17 protein-coding genes and 2 pseudogenes are annotated in these 21,566 nt (G+C 42.3%); 6 read left to right on the top strand and 13 right to left on the bottom strand.

Annotated elements, in window-relative coordinates; all coding sequences use genetic code 11:
* Positions 1 to 229: 229 nt before the first annotated feature.
* The 4 genes from rplT to thrS form a co-directional block, all read right to left on the bottom strand.
* On the bottom strand, positions 230 to 586 hold the full coding sequence (gene rplT / locus AB9H30_RS10485; RefSeq protein ID WP_214450043.1) for a 50S ribosomal protein L20: 357 nt from the start codon (positions 584 to 586) through the stop codon (positions 230 to 232).
* A 22-nt stretch (positions 587 to 608) separates the two neighbouring features.
* Positions 609 to 806 (bottom strand): 50S ribosomal protein L35, encoded by a 198-nt coding sequence (rpmI, locus tag AB9H30_RS10480; protein WP_371194617.1) that lies wholly within the window; start codon positions 804 to 806, stop codon positions 609 to 611.
* A 112-nt stretch (positions 807 to 918) separates the two neighbouring features.
* Complete coding sequence (infC, locus tag AB9H30_RS10475) at positions 919 to 1,473, bottom strand: translation initiation factor IF-3 (RefSeq protein WP_371194622.1); 555 nt, start codon at positions 1,471 to 1,473, stop codon at positions 919 to 921.
* Positions 1,474 to 1,558: 85 nt separating this feature from the next.
* On the bottom strand, positions 1,559 to 3,475 hold the full coding sequence (thrS, locus tag AB9H30_RS10470) for a threonine--tRNA ligase (RefSeq protein WP_371194616.1): 1,917 nt from the start codon (positions 3,473 to 3,475) through the stop codon (positions 1,559 to 1,561).
* A gap of 243 nt (positions 3,476 to 3,718) precedes the next feature.
* Here thrS and AB9H30_RS10465 point away from each other — a divergent pair, with 243 nt between their 5' ends.
* From AB9H30_RS10465 to AB9H30_RS10455, 3 genes are all read left to right on the top strand, one after another.
* Positions 3,719 to 4,711 (top strand): DUF3080 family protein, encoded by a 993-nt coding sequence (locus AB9H30_RS10465; protein ID WP_371194615.1) that lies wholly within the window; start codon positions 3,719 to 3,721, stop codon positions 4,709 to 4,711.
* A 160-nt stretch (positions 4,712 to 4,871) separates the two neighbouring features.
* Complete coding sequence (locus tag AB9H30_RS10460; RefSeq protein ID WP_371194614.1) at positions 4,872 to 5,642, top strand: class II aldolase/adducin family protein; 771 nt, start codon at positions 4,872 to 4,874, stop codon at positions 5,640 to 5,642.
* Positions 5,643 to 5,674: 32 nt separating this feature from the next.
* Positions 5,675 to 6,850 carry a mandelate racemase/muconate lactonizing enzyme family protein gene (locus AB9H30_RS10455; protein WP_371194613.1) on the top strand — a complete coding sequence of 392 codons (1,176 nt, stop codon included), beginning with the start codon at positions 5,675 to 5,677 and terminating at the stop codon, positions 6,848 to 6,850.
* Between the two features lie 120 nt (positions 6,851 to 6,970).
* On the opposite strand, the gene AB9H30_RS10450 is transcribed toward AB9H30_RS10455, so the two are convergent.
* Both AB9H30_RS10450 and AB9H30_RS10445 read right to left on the bottom strand, forming a co-directional pair.
* Entirely contained in the window at positions 6,971 to 7,933 is a 963-nt protein-coding gene (locus tag AB9H30_RS10450) for an amidohydrolase (RefSeq protein WP_371194612.1), read from the bottom strand.
* Complete coding sequence (locus AB9H30_RS10445; RefSeq protein WP_371194611.1) at positions 7,930 to 8,688, bottom strand: SDR family NAD(P)-dependent oxidoreductase; 759 nt, start codon at positions 8,686 to 8,688, stop codon at positions 7,930 to 7,932. Before AB9H30_RS10445 ends, AB9H30_RS10450 begins: the two co-directional genes overlap by 4 nt.
* A 247-nt stretch (positions 8,689 to 8,935) precedes the next feature.
* On the opposite strand from AB9H30_RS10445, the gene AB9H30_RS10440 reads away from it, so the two are divergent.
* Entirely contained in the window at positions 8,936 to 11,080 is a 2,145-nt protein-coding gene (locus tag AB9H30_RS10440) for a TonB-dependent receptor (RefSeq protein ID WP_371194610.1), read from the top strand.
* Positions 11,081 to 11,243: 163 nt separating this feature from the next.
* On the opposite strand, the gene AB9H30_RS10435 is transcribed toward AB9H30_RS10440, so the two are convergent.
* Positions 11,244 to 12,053: a ferredoxin--NADP reductase gene (locus tag AB9H30_RS10435; RefSeq protein WP_371194609.1), complete on the bottom strand. Its 810-nt coding sequence runs from the start codon at positions 12,051 to 12,053 to the stop codon at positions 11,244 to 11,246.
* Positions 12,054 to 12,347: 294 nt separating this feature from the next.
* Here AB9H30_RS10435 and AB9H30_RS10430 point away from each other — a divergent pair, with 294 nt between their 5' ends.
* Both AB9H30_RS10430 and AB9H30_RS10425 read left to right on the top strand, forming a co-directional pair.
* Entirely contained in the window at positions 12,348 to 13,865 is a 1,518-nt protein-coding gene (locus AB9H30_RS10430) for a polysaccharide lyase family 7 protein (protein WP_371194608.1), read from the top strand.
* A 219-nt stretch (positions 13,866 to 14,084) separates the two neighbouring features.
* The gene (locus AB9H30_RS10425) at positions 14,085 to 15,380 is read left to right on the top strand and encodes a tyrosine-type recombinase/integrase (RefSeq protein WP_371194607.1); all 1,296 of its coding nucleotides are present in this window, start codon (positions 14,085 to 14,087) and stop codon (positions 15,378 to 15,380) included.
* Positions 15,381 to 15,509: 129 nt separating this feature from the next.
* On the opposite strand, the gene AB9H30_RS10420 is transcribed toward AB9H30_RS10425, so the two are convergent.
* The 6 genes and pseudogenes from AB9H30_RS10420 to AB9H30_RS10395 all read right to left on the bottom strand — a co-directional run bounded on the left by AB9H30_RS10420 (position 15,510) and on the right by AB9H30_RS10395 (position 21,187).
* On the bottom strand, positions 15,510 to 15,695 hold the full coding sequence (locus AB9H30_RS10420) for a helix-turn-helix transcriptional regulator (protein ID WP_371194606.1): 186 nt from the start codon (positions 15,693 to 15,695) through the stop codon (positions 15,510 to 15,512).
* A gap of 758 nt (positions 15,696 to 16,453) precedes the next feature.
* Positions 16,454 to 18,184, bottom strand: coding sequence for an ATP-binding protein (locus AB9H30_RS10415; RefSeq protein WP_371194605.1), 1,731 nt, complete (start codon positions 18,182 to 18,184; stop codon positions 16,454 to 16,456).
* Between the two features lie 13 nt (positions 18,185 to 18,197).
* Entirely contained in the window at positions 18,198 to 19,367 is a 1,170-nt protein-coding gene (locus tag AB9H30_RS10410) for an SIR2 family protein (protein WP_371194604.1), read from the bottom strand.
* Between the two features lie 180 nt (positions 19,368 to 19,547).
* Positions 19,548 to 19,832: pseudogene (locus tag AB9H30_RS10405) on the bottom strand (hypothetical protein); the annotation flags it as partial.
* A complete protein-coding gene (locus AB9H30_RS10400) occupies positions 19,805 to 20,413 on the bottom strand; it encodes a hypothetical protein (protein ID WP_371194603.1) in 609 nt (202 codons plus the stop codon). The pseudogene AB9H30_RS10405 and the gene AB9H30_RS10400, both read right to left, overlap by 28 nt.
* 61 nt (positions 20,414 to 20,474) lie before the next feature.
* Positions 20,475 to 21,187, bottom strand: a pseudogene (locus tag AB9H30_RS10395) (NYN domain-containing protein).
* Positions 21,188 to 21,566 lie beyond the last annotated feature (379 nt).

Genomic DNA, 21,566 nt, shown 5'->3' with positions numbered 1-21,566 from the left:
GATTGATCTGATCACCAGATACCATGAATGTTCAATCTATTATGAAACTATTTTGTAACTCGAAATTTCGTGGGGATACGTCAGGGTCAGAGTTAGTTAATTTCTAAAATACGTTTTAGCTTGAGAAGCGCAGGGGAGAAATTAACTAACTCTGACCCCATTATTTAAAACCAAAAAAGCGAGCATCCTGCTCGCTTTTTCGAAAAGAACTTAAGCTATGGTTAATAATTTACGCTAATGCGCCTTTTGCTGCGTCCACTAATGCAGTGAATGCCGCTTTGTCATGTACTGCGATGTCTGCAAGGATTTTACGATCGATCTCAACAGACGCCTTTTTCAAGCCGTTGATGAAACGCGAATAGCTCATTCCATTTTGACGTGCAGCAGCGTTAATACGTGCAATCCATAACTGACGGAATTGACGCTTACGCTGACGACGGTCGCGATATGCATATTGACCTGCTTTAGTTACCGCTTGTACCGCTACGCGATACACACGACTACGAGCACCGTAGTAACCTTTAGCTTGTTTTAATACTTTTTTGTGACGTGCGCGTGCTACGACGCCGCGTTTTACTCTAGCCATTTTTCAGTCTCTCCTAAGTAAGTTATACGTACGGCAACATACGCTGAATAAGAGCGGTATCACTAGTGTGAACCAATTTCTTACCACGTAGATGACGTTTACGTTTAGTACTTTTCTTGGTCAAAATATGACGCAAGTGAGACTGTTTGCTTTTAAAGCGGCCTGAAGCTGTTTTACGAAAACGCTTCGCTGCTCCGCTGTTTGATTTCATTTTAGGCATTGCTAAAACTCCGCATTGTTAATTAACCTAACCCAATTTAGTTGTGGGGTCGGTGTTAAAATTTGCAGCAAGGTGTTTTAAGTTGTGCAGACTTAAAAACTTTAGACCATTACTACTTCTTAATTGGGGCGAGCACCATGATCATCTGTCTGCCTTCCACTCTGTGAGGGAAAGACTCGCAGTTAGCGATATCTTCAAGATCAGCTCTAACACGCTTCAACAAGTCAATACCTATCTCTTGATGCGCCATTTCGCGTCCGCGGAAACGGATCGTTACTTTAGCTTTATCACCACCTTCTAGAAAGCGACGCAGGTTGCGCAGTTTTACCTGGTAATCGCCTTCATCAGTGCCAGGGCGAAATTTAATCTCCTTGACCTGAATTTGCTTTTGTTTCTTCTTTTGCTCTTTTTGAGCTTTGCTCTTTTCAAATATGAACTTGCCGTAGTCCATAATTTTACATACTGGAGGAGCAGCATTAGGGCTAATTTCGACGAGGTCTAAACCAGCGGTTTCCGCTTGTTGTAAAGCCTCTTCTATTGTGACTACGCCAACCGGTGAGCCATCTTCAGCAACCAATCGTACTTCGTTAACCGTAATTTCTTCGTTAATCCGGGCTTTATCGCCCTGAGCTTTGTTTGCAGCGCCTTTAATTTGATATTCCTCCAAGAACATTAAAATATGTCGTAAATGCTAAAAGATTATTCTGATAGCACCACGAATCGCCGTATTATACCTATTCTTTAACGTAGTGCTATTGAATTTTTTTAGATTTAATATCAGCGAGTATATGTTGTGTAAAACCATCGATACTCATAACGCCTAAATCGACACCTTTTCGGGTGCGAACGGCCACTTGATCCGACTCTTTTTCTTTATCTCCTACTACTAATAGGTAAGGTACTTTTTTCATAGTGTGCTCGCGAATTTTAAAACCGATTTTTTCGTTACGTACGTCTTGTTTCACGCGCACGCCGGCCGCTTTTAACTGCCTCACTACTGAGGCTACATAATCGGCCTGACTGTCGGTTATATTAGCGACCACTACCTGCATGGGCGCAAGCCAAGTTGGAAATGCCCCTGCATACTCTTCGGTTAGTATTCCGATAAAACGTTCTAACGAACCTAAAATGGCCCGATGGATCATCACCGGCACACGTCGTTCGCCATCTTCTGCCACATAGGTAGAACCTAAACGACCCGGCATTGAAAAGTCGAGCTGCACAGTGCCGCACTGCCAGGCTCGATCTAAACAATCATGTAAGGTGAATTCTATTTTAGGACCATAAAACGCGCCCTCACCCGGTAAATAGTCAAATTCGATATCGCCTGCTTTTAAGGCATCGGCGAGTGCTTTTTCAGATTTATCCCAAATTTCGTCAGAGCCAACGCGTTTTTCTGGGCGCGTAGATAACTTCACGGCGATCTTTTCAAAACCAAAAGTGGCATAGGTGTCGTACACCATCTTAATGCAGTCGCTGACCTCATCGAGTATCTGCTCTTCGGTACAAAATATATGAGCGTCGTCTTGCGTAAAGCCTCGCACCCGCATCAGTCCATGCAGTGCACCGGAAGGTTCGTTACGATGGCAACAACCAAACTCAGCCATTTTCAAAGGTAAGTCACGATAAGACTTTAGGCCTTGGTTAAATATTTGTACGTGACCCGGGCAGTTCATTGGTTTAATCGCATACTCGCGCTTTTCAGACACGGTGGTAAACATGTTGTCACCGTATTTATCCCAATGCCCAGACTTCTCCCACAAAGTGCGATCCATCATTAGCGGGCCTTTTACTTCGTCGTAGTCGTAGGCGTGAAGTTTAGTGCGTATAAACTGTTCTAATTCGGTGTATATCGTCCAACCGTCGTTATGCCAAAACACCATGCCCGGTGCTTCTTCTTGCCAATGAAACAAATTGAGGGTTTTACCAATTTTACGATGATCACGTTTCTCGGCTTCTTCTAGGCGATTTAAGTAGGCTTTCAACTGCTTTTTATCGCCCCACGCAGTGCCGTAGATGCGCTGCAACATTTTATTATCAGAACTTCCACGCCAGTAAGCCCCGGCCACTTTCATTAGTTTGAAGTGCTGGCAAAAACGCATATTTGGAACATGTGGGCCTCTGCACATATCCACATATTCTTCGTGGTGATAGAGGCCGGGTTTGTCGTCTTTGGCGATATTTTCGTCTAGTATTTCGATTTTGTATGACTCACCGCGCTGTTCAAAGGTATCGCGAGCCTGTTGCCAAGTTACGGTCTTTTTTACGACGTCGTAGCTGGTTTTGGCTAGCTCTAACATGCGTTTTTCAATTTTTACGAGCGCTTCGTCGTTGAGCGGCTCTTCGAGATCTACGTCATAATAAAAGCCATTATCAATGGTTGGGCCGATGGCCATCTTGACGTCTGGATAAAGTTGCTTAATCGCATGACCAATTAAATGCGCACAGCTGTGGCGAATAATTTCCAAGCCTTCATCATCTCTTACGGTAATAATTTGTAAACTGGCATCTTCATTAATCATGTCGACGGCGTCGGCTAATTCACCGTTTATTTTGCCGGCGATTGTGGCTTTCGCTAGACCGGGGCCAATGTCGTTGGCAACATCTAAAATGCTAACAGGATTGTCGAATGCGCGCTGACTACCGTCAGGAAGTGTAATTATAGGCATGGTGTTCCTTTATTCAGTGGTGACACAAACCAAGCGCCACTTGATATTTTTTTGGATAATTTGCGTAGATATATGCGTACGAGTAATAACGCGCTGAATTATAACGACATGGCACTGCCACATGCAATGTAAAACCGCTGTGTTAAGCTGATTAATCGGGCTTATTCGCATAACTTTGATGACTTTGTAAGTAATTTTGTCATAAACACCCAATTTAAACACTTTTGAGGCTAAATTCTAACCATGCTCATTCGTATTATTACGCTAAGTTTTTGCTTTGTGCTAAGCGCTTGCTCACAAAACGACAAAGTAAAATCTGATTTAGATAACTTGGCTGAACGCCTCGAAAGCTTCACGCAAATTAGCGTATCAGCCTATGATAGCGATGCCAGTCTAAATGCACCAATTAAAAACAGTTTGGCAATCGATGTCCCGGAACTGCAAATCGCACTGCGAGAATTCTATGCCATTGATGACTGCCCACTGAGTCAATTTATTGCAGAGCGAAACACCGCATTAGGCAAAACACAGCTACCCTCTACGCGCTTTATTTATGAGCAGCGTTTATTGAGCACGTTAAAAAGTTGCATGCAGCAGTTGCCTGTAGACGACCCTATGCAAGAACAACTGCAAGGCTGGATTGAACAAAAACAAACTAACCTACCCTTGGTGTGGTCAAATATGATGACGCAATCAGACGAATCGTATCTGGCTTTTACCGCCTCTGGAGGATACATATCGGGCGCAAGTAATGACGGCTTGCAGCCAAGCAAGCTTGCTTTGGTGTTTTTAATCAATGTATTGAATGCGCAAACCATTGATAGTGGTCAACTAGAGTTGCATTTACGCGATTTAAGCAACGCTCGCTTACCCGCCAAAATGTGGCGGACACAAGCCTTACTCAGCGAGTCTTTGCCGCCGATGTCTCAACTGCTTGAAACATACATTCAAAATAACCAAAACGCGTGTAGCAGTGCTAAAAAAGAAGAACTTAAGATCATGCGCAACATTTTCACGCTGTTTTTTGCAGATAACATTCAGCCGCTCGCCAGTCAGCTAAATCACTATCAGTATCAGCTCAACCCGAGTTTTGAAACGCTTGCCAATCACCCGCATATACCCACTGATTGGGCAGACTACATTAAACGACAGTATCTGAACTCGGCACAGCAATACAAGCAAACCATGCAGCAACACATAGAGCTATGGCAACAAGTTTTTAAGCTGTGTGAATAGATACCGTGCATGAAAATTTTAGTTAACGTTGGAAATTTGAAATGCTGACAGCGCTGCCAAGCGAGAATATTTATGCATAGCTTATCGCGTTAGAATCTCTCGATAAACCAACAAAAGCTGATATGATTAACAGCAACTTAGAGTGAGACTTCAGGCAAATATGTACGATATCCCCATTTTAAATTTGAAGAATTCTGTGTCTGATGCCGAATGGCATACCCGCGTTGAACTTGCAGCCGCCTACCGCTTGCTAGTTATGCACGGCTGGGATGATTTGATTCATACACACATTTCAGCCCGTATTCCGGGTACAGAAGACCTTTTAATTAATGCCTTTGGGCTGGCCTTTGAAGAAATCACGGCATCCAACTTGGTAAAAATCGATATTCACGGCAACATTATCCAGCCCGACTGCCCTTTTGATATCAATCCTGCGGGGTTCACTATTCATAGTGCCGTGCACATAGCCCGACACGAAGAGCAGTGTGCCATTCACTTGCATCACCCCGATGCCATTGCAGTGGCGAGCTGTGAAGGCGGCTTGCAGCCATACAGTCAGTATTCTGCGTTTGCACTTGCCAGTATGAGCTATCATCATTACGAGGGCTTAGCGGTAGTTCATGAAGAAATTAAACGACTACAAGCCGATTTGGGCGATGCGAATTTTATGTTGCTCAGAAATCACGGGGCACTGACCATGGGTTTGACCATTGGTGATGCATTTATGCACATGTACGACTTACTCAGAGCCTGCGAAATACAGGTAAAGATGCAGCAGGCTGCAGATACACTGATTAAAGTCGAACAAAGCATTATCGATGGCATAAAAGCGCAGGCAAATATTGTGCATACCGGACAAACCGGCGGACAAAAAGCTTGGCCTGCGATGATGCGAAGAGTTAAACGCCAGTATCCCAACTTTGATATTTAATGTTCCTTAAAGACGAGCGAGCCACATAAAACATGAAAATAACCCACGTTGAAATTTTTGACATTCACTGCCCTGAAAGACCCCCTTGGAACCCAATTTTTGTGCGCGTTCATACCGACGAAGGCATACACGGAGTTGGAGAAGCTGGCCTTGCTTACGATTGGGGGCACAGCGCGGCGGCGGCGATGATCAAAGAAATTGCAGAAGCCATTTTAATTGGTTTTGACCCCTTTAAAACAGAGTTACTCTGGTCACGCATGCTGCGTGAGAGTTTTTGGGGATTAGGCGGCGGGCCGGTTTTATACTCAGCGATGAGCGCTATCGATACCGCATTATGGGACATCAAGGGCAAAGCCTTGAACGTACCTGTATACCAACTACTAGGCGGCAAAACCAATGACAACTTGCGCACTTACGCAAGCCAGCTACAGTTTGATTGGAGCCAAGATTGCGTAAAAATGCTGACCCCTGCTGACTACGCGCGCTCCGCTGCAAAAGCTATGGCCGAAGGCTATGACGCCGTAAAGGTAGACCCCATTGTATATGATGAAAACGGCGACTCTAGCTACGATCGCACTAAATTGTTTACCCCTAAACAAATGAAGCTGTTTGGCGATCGTTTGCGCGCAATTCGCGCAGAGGTGGGTGATGAAGTAGATATCATTTTTGAAGCGCACTCCCTAATGGGCTGCGCCTCAGCTATTCAAATGGGATCAATTATCGAAGAAGTTGGCTGTATGATGTTTGAAGAGCCTGTCAATTACTTAAATTCTGCAGTTCACAAAAAGGTCGCTGAAAACGTTAAGGTGCCCATTGCTGGAGGTGAGCGCTTGTATCATCGTTGGGATGTGCGCCCCTACTTTGAAGATCAAAGCATTGACGTGTTGCAACCCGATGTAGGCCTATGTGGCGGTTTTACCGAAGCGAAAAAGGTCTGTGACTATGCTGACGTTTACGATATCCGCATCCAAGCACACGTCTGTGGCGGCCCAGTTGCCACGGCAGCCGCGCTGCAGCTAGAAGCCGCAATTCCGAATTTCTTAATCCATGAGCATCACACCTACGCCATTAAACATTGGAACCGTGAGCTGTGCATTCAAGACTATCAGCCCGAAAATGGTTTATTTAAAGTGCCAGACTTACCCGGCATTGGTATTGAATTAAACGACGAAGTAGTCATGCGATCACCACGAGTTGTAGTTAAGTAACTGATAGCAAGTAACGCATAGCAAGTAACGCATAGCAAGTAACACTTAGTAAGCAATATAAAGAGGCGCTGATAAGGTATTCTCAGCGCCTCTTTTTATATGCTGGCCTCACTGCAAATCCTAATCTTCAAATTGATATATTCTTTGCGCGTTTTCAAAACACACTTTGTTAATATCAAGTTCGCAGTCACGCCCTAATTCAATCATGTGCGTCCAATAATCTGCGTAGCCTTGCGCAAATAACACCAGCGGAAAATTGCTGGCAAACATCATGCGTTCATCCGTAAAACACTTCGCAATATATTTAATACAAGCCTTTAGCCTAAACTGAAACTCTGCTTTGACATAATCAGGCTGCATCATTTCCCATGCGGAGCACTTTACCGATACCTTTGGCATCTGTGCTAGCCGTGACATGTTATTTTGCCAAATCGCAAGCTTGAGAGATGGCAAAGAGCTTGCGTCTTCATAGATTTCCGATAGTGGCGCAAAGCCCGCATGATTGAGCACTACGGCTAAGTTAGGCACCTTTTTCAATACCTCGACAAGCAGATCTGCCGTTGACTCATCGCAAAGCGCTGCTTGTAACTCAAAAAGCAAACTATTGCGTTCTAAATATTGAAGATTAGCGACAGCATGCTCGCTTGTTAGCACGCTATGGGCATCGTCATCGAGGATATGACGTATACCTTTACAAGACCTAAATTCAGACTGTTTGTTGACGGCATCGGCAAAGTGCTGTGGTTCCCAAATGAGGTTTGCATAACCCGCGCTTCGGCACTGCAGCGGCGTGTATGTGTCGCTTTGAGAGGCCTCATGCGCGCTTAATTTCATGCTTTGATTGTATTGCGTAATAAGCGCTTCTACATTCTGGATTTCTCGCCATGGCTGATGATTATCAAAACCCGCTTCAATATGCACCAAGCCAACTAAGCAAGCATCGCCGTTTAGCGTCATGTCCGTGGGTATGAATGAACGAGCAATTTTTGCCTGTTGAACAGGGCTTAAGGTATTTAACCACCCGTACTCACCCGCTTGTAGGTCGAACAGGTGGACGTGAGGGTCAATTACTTTTGTGATCATTGCGCGCTATAACCGCCGTCTATTACCTGTAGGCTACCGGTAATAAAACTGGCATCGTCTGAAGCTAAAAACTGCACCATAGCGGCCACCTCATCTGCTTGTCCAATTCTGCCGAGGGGCTGTAACTTGGCTTCTTCCGCATGTACGGCGTTTTTATCGGCACCTGATGTTTCACAGTAGCGATCAATTGCAGCATGATAAAGGGGCGTTTCAATGGTGCCAGGGCATACCGCATTGGCGCGAATATTATATTTGGCGTAATCAATGGCGGTGGTTTTCGCCATTGAAGCCAAGGCATGCTTACTAAGGTTGTAGGCAAAAGAATTCGATTTGGCTACCAAAGCCTGCTCAGAGGCAATATAAATAATGCTGCCGCCCCGTTGTTTCATATGCGGTAAGCAGGCTTTTGTTGCAGAATAAGCGCCTTTCACATTTAAGTTAAACATGGCTAATAGCGTGGCCTCATCAGTATCTTCGATATTGGCCGAAAGGTGTTTACCGGCGTTACATATTAGAACATCAATGCCCTGTTGTGACGCAATATCGGCAATACAGGTGCTTACCGCATGGTGATCAGTCATATCACAGCGCACAAATATGCCTTGTTCGCTGTTTTGAATATCTAAGTTAAATACGCGACACCCACTGCTTACAAATCGCTTCACAATGGCCAAGCCAATGCCTGAACTCCCGCCTGTGACCAGCACTGTTTTTTGCGTGGTTTTTTGTGTAGTTTTTTGTGTAGTTTTTTGCATAGACTCCTGCATCGTCATTGACAACCCTCTACTTAGTCCAACTCGCTAACATTCCTTATGGTAATGACTCAGGCGAAATAAAACCACTTAAAACAATATTCCCAGCATTTTGTTTCTTATTTGCACGAGTGTCATGATTGCTTACCACTTTGGTCTACTGTTTATAGCTTTAAATGCAAATGCGATTGACTCTCATTTGCATAAGCAATAGACTTGCGCCACAAATTCCAAGACAAGTTAACTTTTCATGTTTAAACACCTCACGCAAGTCACGCTTATTAGCGCGGCTGTCGCCCTTGCCTTCTGCACATCTGAAGTATTGGCGAATGATTCAACACCTCCCATCATGCAGGCGCCAGATTCTGCTTCTGAGATTGAGCGCATTACCGTGCGCGGTGCCTACTTTGGACAACAAAATGCAGATGCAGTGAAAACTCCTACCCTGTTGGTAAATGTTCCGCAGTCTTTGTCAGTTATCTCTAGCGAGCAAATTCAAGCACAAGGATTTGTATCTATTGCTGATGTCTTACAATACACACCAGGCGCCTCAATTGGTCAGGGCGAAGGACATAGAGACCAGATGACCATCCGTGGTCAAAATACCACTGCCGATTTTTTCATCGACGGTTTACGCGATGACGTTCAGTATTTTCGCCCACTTTATAATCTAGACCGCGTTGAGATTTTACGCGGCGCGAATGCCCTGCTCTTTGGTCGAGGCGGCGGCGGCGGCATTGTCAATCGAGTCACCAAAACCGCTAATCCGAATGAGCAGTTCACGCGTTTAAACGCCAACATCGATAGTTTTTCAAATACGATGATGGCAATTGACCATAACGGCCAACTAAGCGACGACCAAGCCATTCGCATTAACGGTTTCTATGAACACCTCGATAACCACAGAGATGAGTTTGACGGCACTCGCTATGCATTTAACCCTACCTATACCAACAACATAAGCGATGTCACTCAATTAGTACTTTCTTATGAATACATCGATGATGACCGTGTAGTTGACAGGGGTGTGCCCAGCTTAAATGGTCGACCGCTAGCCGGCGTAGAAGACACCTTTTTTGGCGACAAAGACCTCAACTTTACGACCTTGCAAGCTCACGTTTTTAGAGCCAAGTTTGACCATCAACTCTCTGAAAATTGGTCGATTAATAGCACGTTACAATATGCTGATTACGACAAACTTTATCAAAATCTGTATCCGACAGCTTTTGATGAAGACGCCAATACAGTTACTCTAGATGGTTACATAGACGCTACCGCACGCGAAAACTTGATTGTGCAATTTAACGCAGTTGGGCAGTTCATGACCGGTAGCTTTGAGCATACAGTGTTATTAGGCGCAGAATATGGCAACCAAGACACCGCAAATAGTCGTCGTGATACTCTGTTTGCGGCGAGTAACGATGACCAGATAAGCTTCGCGTTTACCGACCCACTCATCATTCCTTCAGTTGGTTTCACGGACTTTGTCAGAGACCGCTCGTCAGACGTCAATTTTAGCTCGATATTTTTACAAGATGAAATCAAGCTAAATGACCACTTTATTGTAGTAGTAGGACTGCGTTACGATCGTTTTGACATCGACGTATTTGACCAAATAGAAGCCAGTAATGGGCCAACGGACGGGAACGATGGCAGCTTAGGTCGGGCAGACAGCGAGGTATCACCAAGACTAGGCGCTATCTACAAACCGAATGATGATATTTCATTTTATGTGAGTTTGAGCCGCTCATTTTTACCGCGCTCCGGCGATCAGTTTTTATCCCTTTCAATCAACTCTCAAGCGCTTGCTCCAGAGGAGTTTGAAAACCGCGAAATCGGCTTGAAATACAATATTACTGATACCTTGAGTTTTACTACTGCGTGGTTTGAAGTCACTCGCGAAAACGGCACGGTCACCGACCCTAGCAACCCTGAAAATCTGCTTATCACAGGTACTCAAACCAGCGGTTTTGAAATTCAGTTAGTCGGCTATATTAACGACGCATGGGAAATCAGTGCCGGTTACAGCAACATCGACGCAGAAGAAACCGGCCGCGTGACCGCAGCGAACGACATAGGTAACCGCACGCTGTCGCAGGTACCTGAAAATATGTTTACGGTATGGAACCGCTATGAGCTGAACGAAGCGTGGGCCTTTGGCTTAGGCGTGATTTATCAATCAGCGCAGTTTGCTTCATTGAGTAATAATGTTGAATTACCTGACTTTACGCGGATAGATGCTGCGGTTTACTACAATGTGTCAGAAGATCTGCAGGTGCAGTTAAATGTTGAGAACTTGCTAGATGAAGCTTACTTTCCTGCCGCACATAACGATAACAATATCAGCATAGGTGAGCCGGTTAACGCCCGCTTGAGTGTGTCTTATCAGTTTTAGGTAAGGTATATTTACTTAAGCTGAACTACGGGTAAGAAACAGCGCTCAGTTTACTTAGTTTGAAAAGTACTTTGACAAGTACTTATGCGCTTTAATTAAAAACGCCGACAAATAGTAAAGCACTTGCCGGCGTTTTTGTTCTTGTAGGTTTGTTTAACGTGTTCTATTTTTCAATAAATGCCTGCTCAATTACGTACTCGCCGAGTGTTCGCGACGTTGCTTTTGAAAAGCCCTTTTCGTCTAAAATATGCATTAAGTCTCGCAGCATATTGTTGTTACCACAAATCATAAAGCGGTCGTCATGCGTGTTGATATCGGGTAGCCCTAGATTCTCAGTTAGCTGACCGCTTGTGAGTAAAGAGGTGATGCGCGTATGATGACTTTCGCTGTCTTGTAACTCGTTAACGCTTTGATATTGAAAGGCTTCACGCGTAACGGTGGGATAATACAAGAGCTTGTTTTTGACATCCTCTCCAAAATACTCGTTTTGCGGCAGTTCCTTTTCAATTTCGTCTTTGTAGGCCAGCTCTGAAATATAGCGCACGCTGTGCACCAGTATCACCTTTTCAAAAGCATCGTAGATAAAGGGGTCTTTTATAATGCTCATGAACGGAGCTAAGCCCGTACCAGAGGATAATAAGTACAAGTGCTTGCCAGGTTTTAAATAACCGGGTACCAACGTGCCTGTGGCTCTTGTGGTGAGAATAATCTCGTCACCCACTTGAATTTTTTGCAATCGAGAGGTCAGCGCCCCATCGGCAACCTTAATACTAAAAAACTCCAGTTCCTCTTCGTAATTAGCCGAAGCAATGCTGTAAGCTCGTAACAATGGGCGTGAATCCACTTCTAAGCCAATCATTACAAATTGCCCGTTTTCAAAAGTAAAGCTACTGCCGCGTGTTGTCTTAAAGCTAAACAGGGTATCGTTCCAATGATGAACTTTGGTTACGGTTTCAGTTATGGTGTTGCGCATCTTTTTCCTTCATCAAATTTACAGCACTGAGCAGTCAAGCGCACATCAGCTAACACATGGGCGAATTTGACTAACAGCAAATCTATAGTCGCTTAGACACCATAGGGATCATAAGCGCAAACCCTTAATTCACCAAGTAATTGCCACTTGCCTGCTGACGCTAATCCGCCAATACCAATTTAATTGACAAGTGCTAACAATCCATTTACTTTTAGTGACCAATTTGTATACCAATAAATCAAATGCATGCGCATAAGTTTGCTATATTGGTAATAATAAACGAGAGGCAGTGCAGTGATTCGCTTTGTTTTTATTCTAAGTACTTTTCTGTTTTTAAATGGCTGCGGTGGCAGTTCTGCAGTCAATAATCCGCCTGCACCACCGGTGCTCCCGCCCACGCCGCCACCGTCGTCGAACATACCTGACCCTATATTCCCCGCTGACACAAGCAGAACAACTTGTGCGGGATTAGATTATATTGAATTGCTCAGTGTAGAAAGTGATAGCACAGTAGATGCAGGCTTTGAAGCTTCAAAAGCCATTGATGGCAGCTTATTACCAAACAACAGATGGCAGAGCAGCGCCAGTGATGCCCAGCTCACTGTCGAGCTAGGCTATCGCCACCTTATAAAAGAAATAGGAACCGCTTGGTTTGAGGGCGATCAAAGTACCAATTCCTTTGACATTTCAGTTTCTGAAGATGGCCTGACATACACGACGCTCCTAAGTAATGAAACCAGCTCGGGTACAAGCCACGCCATTGAACGCTTTGATGTACCCGACACCGTGGCTCGATTTGTAAGAATAATCAGTAACGGCAATATGAGTAATACAACCGCACTCTCTGAAATAGCGGTGTTTGGGTGCCCCTTGGATGTTAGCTCTGCGCCATTAAAGCCGCAGACAGTGGATTTGGCTCAATACAATTTAAGTCCTAATGCTCCATCAGGCGATAATTTCGATTTACTGACATGGGCTCTAGATACGCCTAGGACTGACCCTAGCGATGGTTTTTCGTTACGCGCGAGCGAGCGTCAGTTAGATGCAGGTTTTACAGATGATGAATATTTTTTTACCGCAGATGACGGCGGAATGACTTTTAGAGCAACCATTTTTGGTGCAAAAACCTCCGCCAACACCAGCTTTACACGGTCTGAGCTACGTGAAATGTTGCGCAGAGGCAACACTGGCATTTCTACTCAAGGCGTGAATTTAAACAATTGGATCCTTGGCTACCAACCTGATCCAGGACGCTCAGTGGGCGGCAGAGGCGGCGTATTGCAAGCGACCCTTAAGGTAGACAAGGTTACAACTACTGGCAGTCAGTCACATACTGGTCGAGTAATTATTGGGCAAATCCACGCCGGTGACGACGAGCCCATTCGCCTTTATTATAAAAAGTTTCCAAATAATGAGCGCGGTTACATATATTTTGCCCACGAATTAAATGGTGGTGAAGATTTATGGAAAACGGTGTTAGGGCCCGTAAACAATAATCAAAACAACCAACCTATATTTACGAGTAACCCTGCACAAGGCATCGCACTAGGTGAGGTATTTTCATATGAAATTATTCAAGAAGGCGCCAGAATCGACGTGATCATTCGCCGTGGTGATTTGAACGCTCCGATTATTGCGCATCAGTACGTAGATATGATTGCTGAAAACAGTGGATATGATGTGGTGGACAATTGGAATTACTTTAAAGCCGGCGCGTACTCTCAAAATAATACTGGTGAAGATGGCGACGCTAATGGTGTTGGCTCTGATTACGACCAGGTGACGTTTTATTATTTGAAGAATTCGCATTAGCGATTTAGGAGTATGATTGGTACGACTACCCAGACTCGAACTGGGGACCTCTACCATGTCAAGGTAGATTTTTTACATTTCAATATTTTTCAACCTACCTCAAATGTATTCATAAAGCATTGTTTTTAAATATTAATTTCAAATATACCTTTTCATTTGCTATAATTCCCTTTCACACTATTACCCATTTTTAGTTTGCATGCAAACCAGGAGTTTATCATGTCACGGAAAAGCATAACGTCCATAACAGAAGAGAAATCGATAAAGCATGTTAAAGACGGAAATTATCGTCAAGAGTTGAGCTGCCAGAAGATTGTTGGGTTTCACCTACAAAAATTGAAATCGGGTGCAAGTTGGCGATTCCGTTATACCAATGCTGAGGGGGATAAGAAATCTTTTGTTATTGCAAATTATGTAGACGGTACTGCCGATCGGATTAAAGCTGCTGAAATAGCCCTTCAACATAGGGCTGATATCAACAATGGCATTGATGTCCTTGCGAATAAGAATAAACAAAAAGAAGAAACAAAGAATGAAATAAAAGCATATTCGCATATCACTATAGGTGAATACTTAAATACCGATTATTCAATTCATCTAAGCAGAAAAACAAATTCTGGAAAGGCTACGTTTAATAAGATTAATTCCAGCTTTAAAGAATATTTAAAGCTCCCCATCGCTGATGTTGACCAGAAATTGATTAACCAATGGCAACACGCCCTAGAAGAAAATCGCATCGCTCATGTAACGATTGAAAGCTATTACAAGGTCTTTAAGACTATGATAAGAAAAGCGGTGAACGACAAAGTAGTTGCTAAAAACCCGCTTGACTCCGTAGTTCTCCAAAGCCAAAAAACTGATGGCAAAGTCAAACAAAAAAGCACCGAAGACAAACGAAAACGCAGGATGCTCACAAAAGATGAGCTTGGTAGCCTGTCTAAAGCACTGAAACTTTTCAAAAAGAAGTATTCTAAAACAGACCATTTTGGATACCATGCGGATGGCTTTTGGTTTTACATGTTTTATAAAATTGGAGCTTATTCTGCCCTAAGGGTTGGAGACCTCCATGAATTAAGATGGGAAGAGATTATGCTTGAGCAAGAGCGTATCAGTCTTATTCCTTCAAAAACTCAGCATCATCCCAATCCTTGCGAGGTGACCATACCTTTAAATACAGGGATACTAGACGAGATTAAATGGTGGCACGCGCTAACAGGCTCCCCAACTTCTGGCTTCGTCTTTGCCAATGTTGATGGTAGACGGCGCCATCGACAAGCACATGAACGTTATTGGAAAGAACTACTAGAACTAGCTGGCATTGAATATGAGCTGCACTTCTATTCACTGAGACATCACTTTTGTAGCAAATTGGTTGCTGAAGGAATACCGTTATTATCGGTTGCTAAACTAGTTGGCCATAAAAGTCAGCGCATGATTGAAAAATATTATAGTCATCTCTGTCCTGATGTTTCTCAGAAGGCAATGAACATCATCTCTGGTGATTTTGATGATTAAATGGCGAATTAGTATTAGGGTCACCAAACAATCCTTGCCTATTCGCCAGTTAGCCGTAATTAAAAGAATCAAGTCGACTACAGATATGGTTTAGCATATCTGAGATCCCTCAAAACATTTTTTATATCTCTATACATCACCTTCGAATCGTCTCTCAATGAAACGATCGACATCATCTCGGAGCCATCTGCGCTTGCCGCCCAGTTTTATTGAACGTGGTAATTGATTAAGTTCTCGGTAACGCCATAGCGTCGTTTGAGAAATACCAAATAGTTCGCACATTTGCTGCGTAGTGTAGAATTTGTTTTCAATCATAAATCTCATCCTTTGAGTACTTCATAAAATTGGATTTCTTGGCATGACAGCGCATGCAAAGCTGACGTCCATGTGAGTTCCAAATGTATGCTCTGAGATCTTATATTGTCGTGTTGTTTTTTATACCTATGTATAGATATACATATTTACTTTTTGAAAATTCCTTTAAATATTTTTTGCACTTCGTAATAAAGTTCCTGAGTAAATACAATAAGCGTTTATCTGTTGAACTTTACAGTAAAATATTGATATCCATTAAATAATTCATCGAAAGACGAGGCAAAATATAGTGTTATGAATTTTTTTGACGTTTGTGTCTTTTTTGAGCGCTATTAATTTTAGGGGATAGTTACAGTTGGCTTGTATTAATACATACTAACTTAGTATCTTGGTGGTAGATTGCTATAGCAGAGTAATATGACAAAGTTAATTTTTCGTATTTAGGTACGTTAACTCACGATTTTCATTCACTAATATTAGCAGGCTTTAAAATTAGTTGGGTTAGAGAGAGGAAATCTCCGCCAGAAAACTCAAGCCCTTGTAACTCGTGGTTTGTAGCTACTGTGTAATTATGATGACAGAGTTTAGTGGCAGTGTAAAGTAGCTGTTTTTCTTAATGCCTTTTGCGCTTAGTATGCGTCTACTATAATAGTCAAATGAATCGCTTAAGCACTAAAAGTTAATTGAAATACGTCACAACTTTTCATTGAACAGCAATTAAAGCTCAATAAACATTGAGCTTTCAAAATACAATAACGCTACTGTTGCCAACTGAAAGAAAACTCTGCACTTTTTGACGTTGGTTTGTTTTCGGGCTGCTTCATTTTCACTGTCATAGGGAATGGAAAGTCGACTCCCAAGAGCAGTGCTTCGCCTTGTCCTAGGACTGGTAAGAAGGAAGCAGAACGTTGATCAATAGCACCGACCGCTTTTCTCACTATATCTTGATCTAGTTGATTGGTTAATCTGTGGACTATCAGCGTACCTATTTGACTTAAAACATCTTCTGGAATATCTCTAGGCCTTTGTGTTGCGATGACCGTATTAAGCCCATATTTTCTGCCCTCTTTAGCTATGTTACCAAAAGCGTCAAGCTCAAATCGGCTAGTGTCTTCGCCAATTCGTTTGTTAAGGAATTGATGTGCCTCATCAATAAAGACTAATAAAGGTTTGTCATGGCTAATATGCCCATTTCTTGCTACCGACAATAATTTTCTGCCAATTGCATTAACTAATATTTCGCGGGAGTTAGCTTCGAAAGGGACCTCTGACAAGTCTAAACGAATGAGCTTGTCCTGATTATCAGGCGAACAAAAGTCATCAATTAAATTCGGCACTGTTTTCAAGTTAGGATCAACATCAATCATCCACTTTAAATGATTGTTATTAGAATAAGCCTTAACTCTTGATATAAGATTCAGACAATGCCCAACATCGTTGTCAGCACGATTTCCCCAGATAGTTGTATCCGGATTATTTGCAGAGCCTCCATTTGGCCAAACACACTCATTTACGATCTGTTCGGCAACACTACTAAAACTCCATGGGCTTAAATGCATAATGTTGCTCATATTTAAAAGTGCATTTTCAAAAGTTTGCTTTAGTTGCCCAGCCTTAATAAGAAGATTGTTAGGTGTTATTGGCAGACCGTGATTGTCTTCCCTAAAATATTGATTGACGACTTTTAAACTTTCAATTGCAGCATCTAACTTTGGTGATTGACTCTGTGCCGATGGTCGTAAAAAAGCTCTAATATCTGAATCAGTAAATTGCCAGTGTGGAAAAGTAACTTTATTTGCTGGCGTTGCATTTTGATTTTCACCCACAAAGTAACTTTGACAAGGTAGTTCGCTATATTCTCCGGTCGGATCTATTATTATCGCTTTACCGCCGGCTGACTCTACCTGTTCTATAATGGTTGCCATTGAAAAGCTTTTGCCTCCACCAGTAGTGCCAAGAATTGCACAATGTCTCGAAAATAACTTTTCGGGTGTTACGTGAATAGTGACGCCTTCATCATGGGGGAGCTCTGCCAGGGGCATATAAATATGTGCGCTTGAATCATCTTGTTTTCCCTCTGCTAGCAAAGAAACCAAATAAGGATGTGCGGAATAAACCTGACTACCCAAACGAGGGTGTTGTCTAATTCCTTTAAAATTTCGACCATTCGCAGGGTTTATGCTTACCAGTATCTGAACTAATCCAATAGGATGATTTGCTGTTGGTTTGTCAATTAAACCATCTACACTTAGCCGTTCACCACCTTCGATCCATACTTTAACCAGCCGACCTAGTATTGATGTATCACCTACATCAACAAAAACAAACTCATTGACTTCACCAGCGCCTATTCTATTACCGAATGACCAATTGGGTTCACCGGATCCCGCTTTGGATAAATTTATTACTATTTCTGTCGCTGAAACGCTTATGACACTACCGATTCTTCTTGCTGAGTCATACGGTGAAAACCATTCGTGTAAATCCATATATCACGCTCCCTTATTGGTTGTTGGCCGTTAGCTTTTCGAATAATTTAAACAAGTCATCTTCTGGACTCTTCGATCTTCTCTCAGGCAAGATTTCAGAAAACTGTTCGAAAGTAGAATCGACTATTGCCATTCTGCCATCACCATGGTTAATCGCAGATTTCAACAACAGTCTAATGTCACTATTAAAAGAGCCACTCTCATTAAATGCATCTTTAGTAGCTACCATTAACATAAATTCAGGATTTGTTCTTAGCGCCATCGTTAATGCGTTATTGATGTGCTTGTCATTAAACCCGAAGCCTAAGCAGAGCACCCCCGTTTTGGGCTTTTTAACAGCATCTAAAAATGATGTCATCATATCTAGGTACGGGGAGTCATAGGAGTTTTGGTACTTGGAACTGCTAGGATAAATGAAAACAGGGTCTCCGCTGATATTATCGGATGAGGTTTTCCTAATTCGGCCGTTAATTCTTCGCCAATCAACAGAACCATGCATTTTATATAGCTGAAACACGTTAGGTAGATAAGCGCCTTCACTATTAAGTGATTGTCCTCTATTAACAATATCGTAGTTAAACCACATGGGGTTGAAATAAGAAGGGTTGGAATATTCAAAACCATCTATTACGACAAACCCCGTATTTGAAGCGGCATTTTCAAAGGCTAAATCATAGTTTGTAGTGAAAAGTTTCAACCTCTGCTGTTGTGCACTTCTTCGCGCGACAGTGCGAATAAATTTGTTGTGGCTTGCCCAGTTCGCTTCATTTGGAATAAGGTCAACAAAGTCCGTTTTTTCCAAAATGGTTTGTTTAGCCTTTTCTAAAAACTTAGAGACTTGGCTCGTTCTCGTCGCAGACAAATTACCTACTGCAAGTGAGGAGTCGCAAAGCGATAAAAGTAATTCTATATCTGGCTTTGGTTTTCCAGTAGCATCTTTTTGAGATTGCAAAACAGCATAATTTGTTGCTTTTAATGTCAAATCAAACAATTTTTCATCTTCTAAGCGGCAATACTCCCATAAGTGCCACATACTTGGAGCAATTGGAGTTGCTTCATTAGGATCGTTAAATGTCATAGATGTACCAGACCCTGCCAGTATGATTAAGTTGTCGACATCTAAAATTTTATTAACGAAACGTAAAAACAACTTTAGTCCATCGCTTTCTTCATCGCTGCTCAAGTCAATTTCCAAATTTTCTCGAACATCTGCTCCGTCAATCTTAGCGATATCTGAAGACAAGAATTTAAATGTGTTATCTACCAGCATTTTAAGACCTCCTTTCCGTAATATTTTAAATGTGCCCCCTCAAAGCATTGTGTTCCCTTCAAGGCTCACAAACCAAGTCTTTTGTAGCACGCATTAATAATGCCCTTCAATATAATCATAAGCCTTACTAAACAAATCTTTATCTTTGCCTAAGCCAAATTGCGCCAAGGTTAATAACAAAGCTCTTTGAATCTCACGAGGTCCGCTATTAGTGTTTTGCCAACCATCAAACCGTGTGGCTTTTACAATTTTGTCGATTTGCCCAACTACGTCGCCGATAATTTTTGGTGTAGCCTCTGGGCGAGTTTCTAAAAATAAGGTTGTTAAGGCTTGTTTGTTGTCTTCTTGAGTCACGACTTTATCACCTGTAATGTGTTCGAACCATGCGCTAGGTTGTTTCGATGCTTATTAGTGTTCTCAGTCACAGCTGAAACTAAATCAATACTCCTAAGCGCATCATCAATCTCTTGTGCAGTTGGTTCCTCGCAAAACATTTCTGGTTCTTTTTCAAAGTCATGTGCCTCCGCTTTTTCCCTATTCTTCTTTTCTTCAGCAAATCTCCGAGCTCGCCTATAAAGACTCGAAAAGCCTTCATTCTTGATCCACTGATTTTTCTTGCCATATTCAAGCAGTTTGAAAAGTGTCAAGCGCCCCTGTTTTTTTTCACTTCTTCCGGAAGGATTTTCGAGCAAATACTTTTCTTTCAAAGCAACTTCTAGCGCCGAAAACGCTATCAACTCGGAGACTTGATGAAACCGATATACAAACCAAGAATATAAAGAAAGATTCTTAGCTGTTTCAAACAATTGAACTGTTGTTCTTGGTGCAGTTTCATTAATCGCAGTTTGACTTAATGCGTCGTGCTCAATTTCCAGCGTTGTTGAAAAGTATTTTTGGCGATAATCTGGTTCACAACTTTTGCTTAAGTCTTTTAGCTTGTCAATATCTTTGTTACTCATGAATTAAAGTCCTTTTAACATTTTCTCGTTGCAACCGTCTGCTATAAAAAGCGTTCAGTAACTATGATTTCATTTTACGCTTGTCCCGAATATAAGTGCCACTGCCGTTTTGCATTTTCATCTCGAATAGGTCAATTACCGCAAATAAATCTTTTATCTTTTTAAACCCATAATTACGTGGATCAAAAGACGCATGGTTGGAAATGTGTTGTCCTATTGTGCCTAAATTTGCCCAATCCGTGTCATCTTCAGATGCCTCGATTGCTTGGCGCAACATATTCATCAGTTTTATATCGCTTTTTATATTGGGTTTTGATTTCTTAACTGGCTTTTCGTCGCTCGTTTCGTCATCAAGATACAAGAACTTAGAACAACTATTAACTAAGGCCGCAGGCGCTTTGCGCTCGCCAAAACCAATGACAAACTTTCCATCTGCCAACGCTCGTGTAACGAGTGGCGTAGTTCACAATCTGAGGATACCAGGCGGCATATTGCGTCCACGTCTTTAGTGTACAGAATATCCATGGCATCAATTACTAGCGCAATGTCAGTGGCATTTTTGTCTTTAGTTAGGTCAAACTGCTGTATGGGCTGAATAGCAAATTCGTGGAGTACATCTTCCAATTGTTTTATGTTCTGGCTTTCCCAATTTCCGTAAGCCTTTCGAATATTGACTGCGCCATATCTTGCAAGCTCTGAAAGAGTGGTTTCAATTTTAGCCGCTGGCACATTATCTGCATCGATAAACAATGCAATTTTTTCTTCGTCTTTCACGCCTATCCTCTGCCCTCTTCCCCTAATGTATTTACAAGTTCAGTTTGGCATTAGTAAATTATAAATCAATATAATGATTACATTTACCGTACGAGTTGAAATACAACGGCATCAACTCACAAAAAAACTGAGGCGTATAGCTATTCCTCTATTTCATCGATACAAACATTGTACATGTAGTGTTTTAAAGTAACTGCCAAATTGCTAGAAAACATCGTCAATATTACGATAGTCGTTGGTTAAGCTAAACAATAGCCTCTGATAAACGGAGAAATTTTAAATATGGAAAAACACACTATTAAAATCGAAGTGAAAATTTTGTGATAAAATAAGTAGGACGGTAACAAAATAGTTTGTTTACGTCTCACTTCATTCATAT

This window comes from Glaciecola sp. SC05, from assembly GCF_041380235.1.
In the GTDB taxonomy this organism is placed as follows: Bacteria; Pseudomonadota; Gammaproteobacteria; order Enterobacterales; family Alteromonadaceae; genus Glaciecola.
The sequence above is the reverse complement of the archived record's forward strand: the minus strand, read 5'-3'. Positions and strand labels throughout refer to the sequence as shown.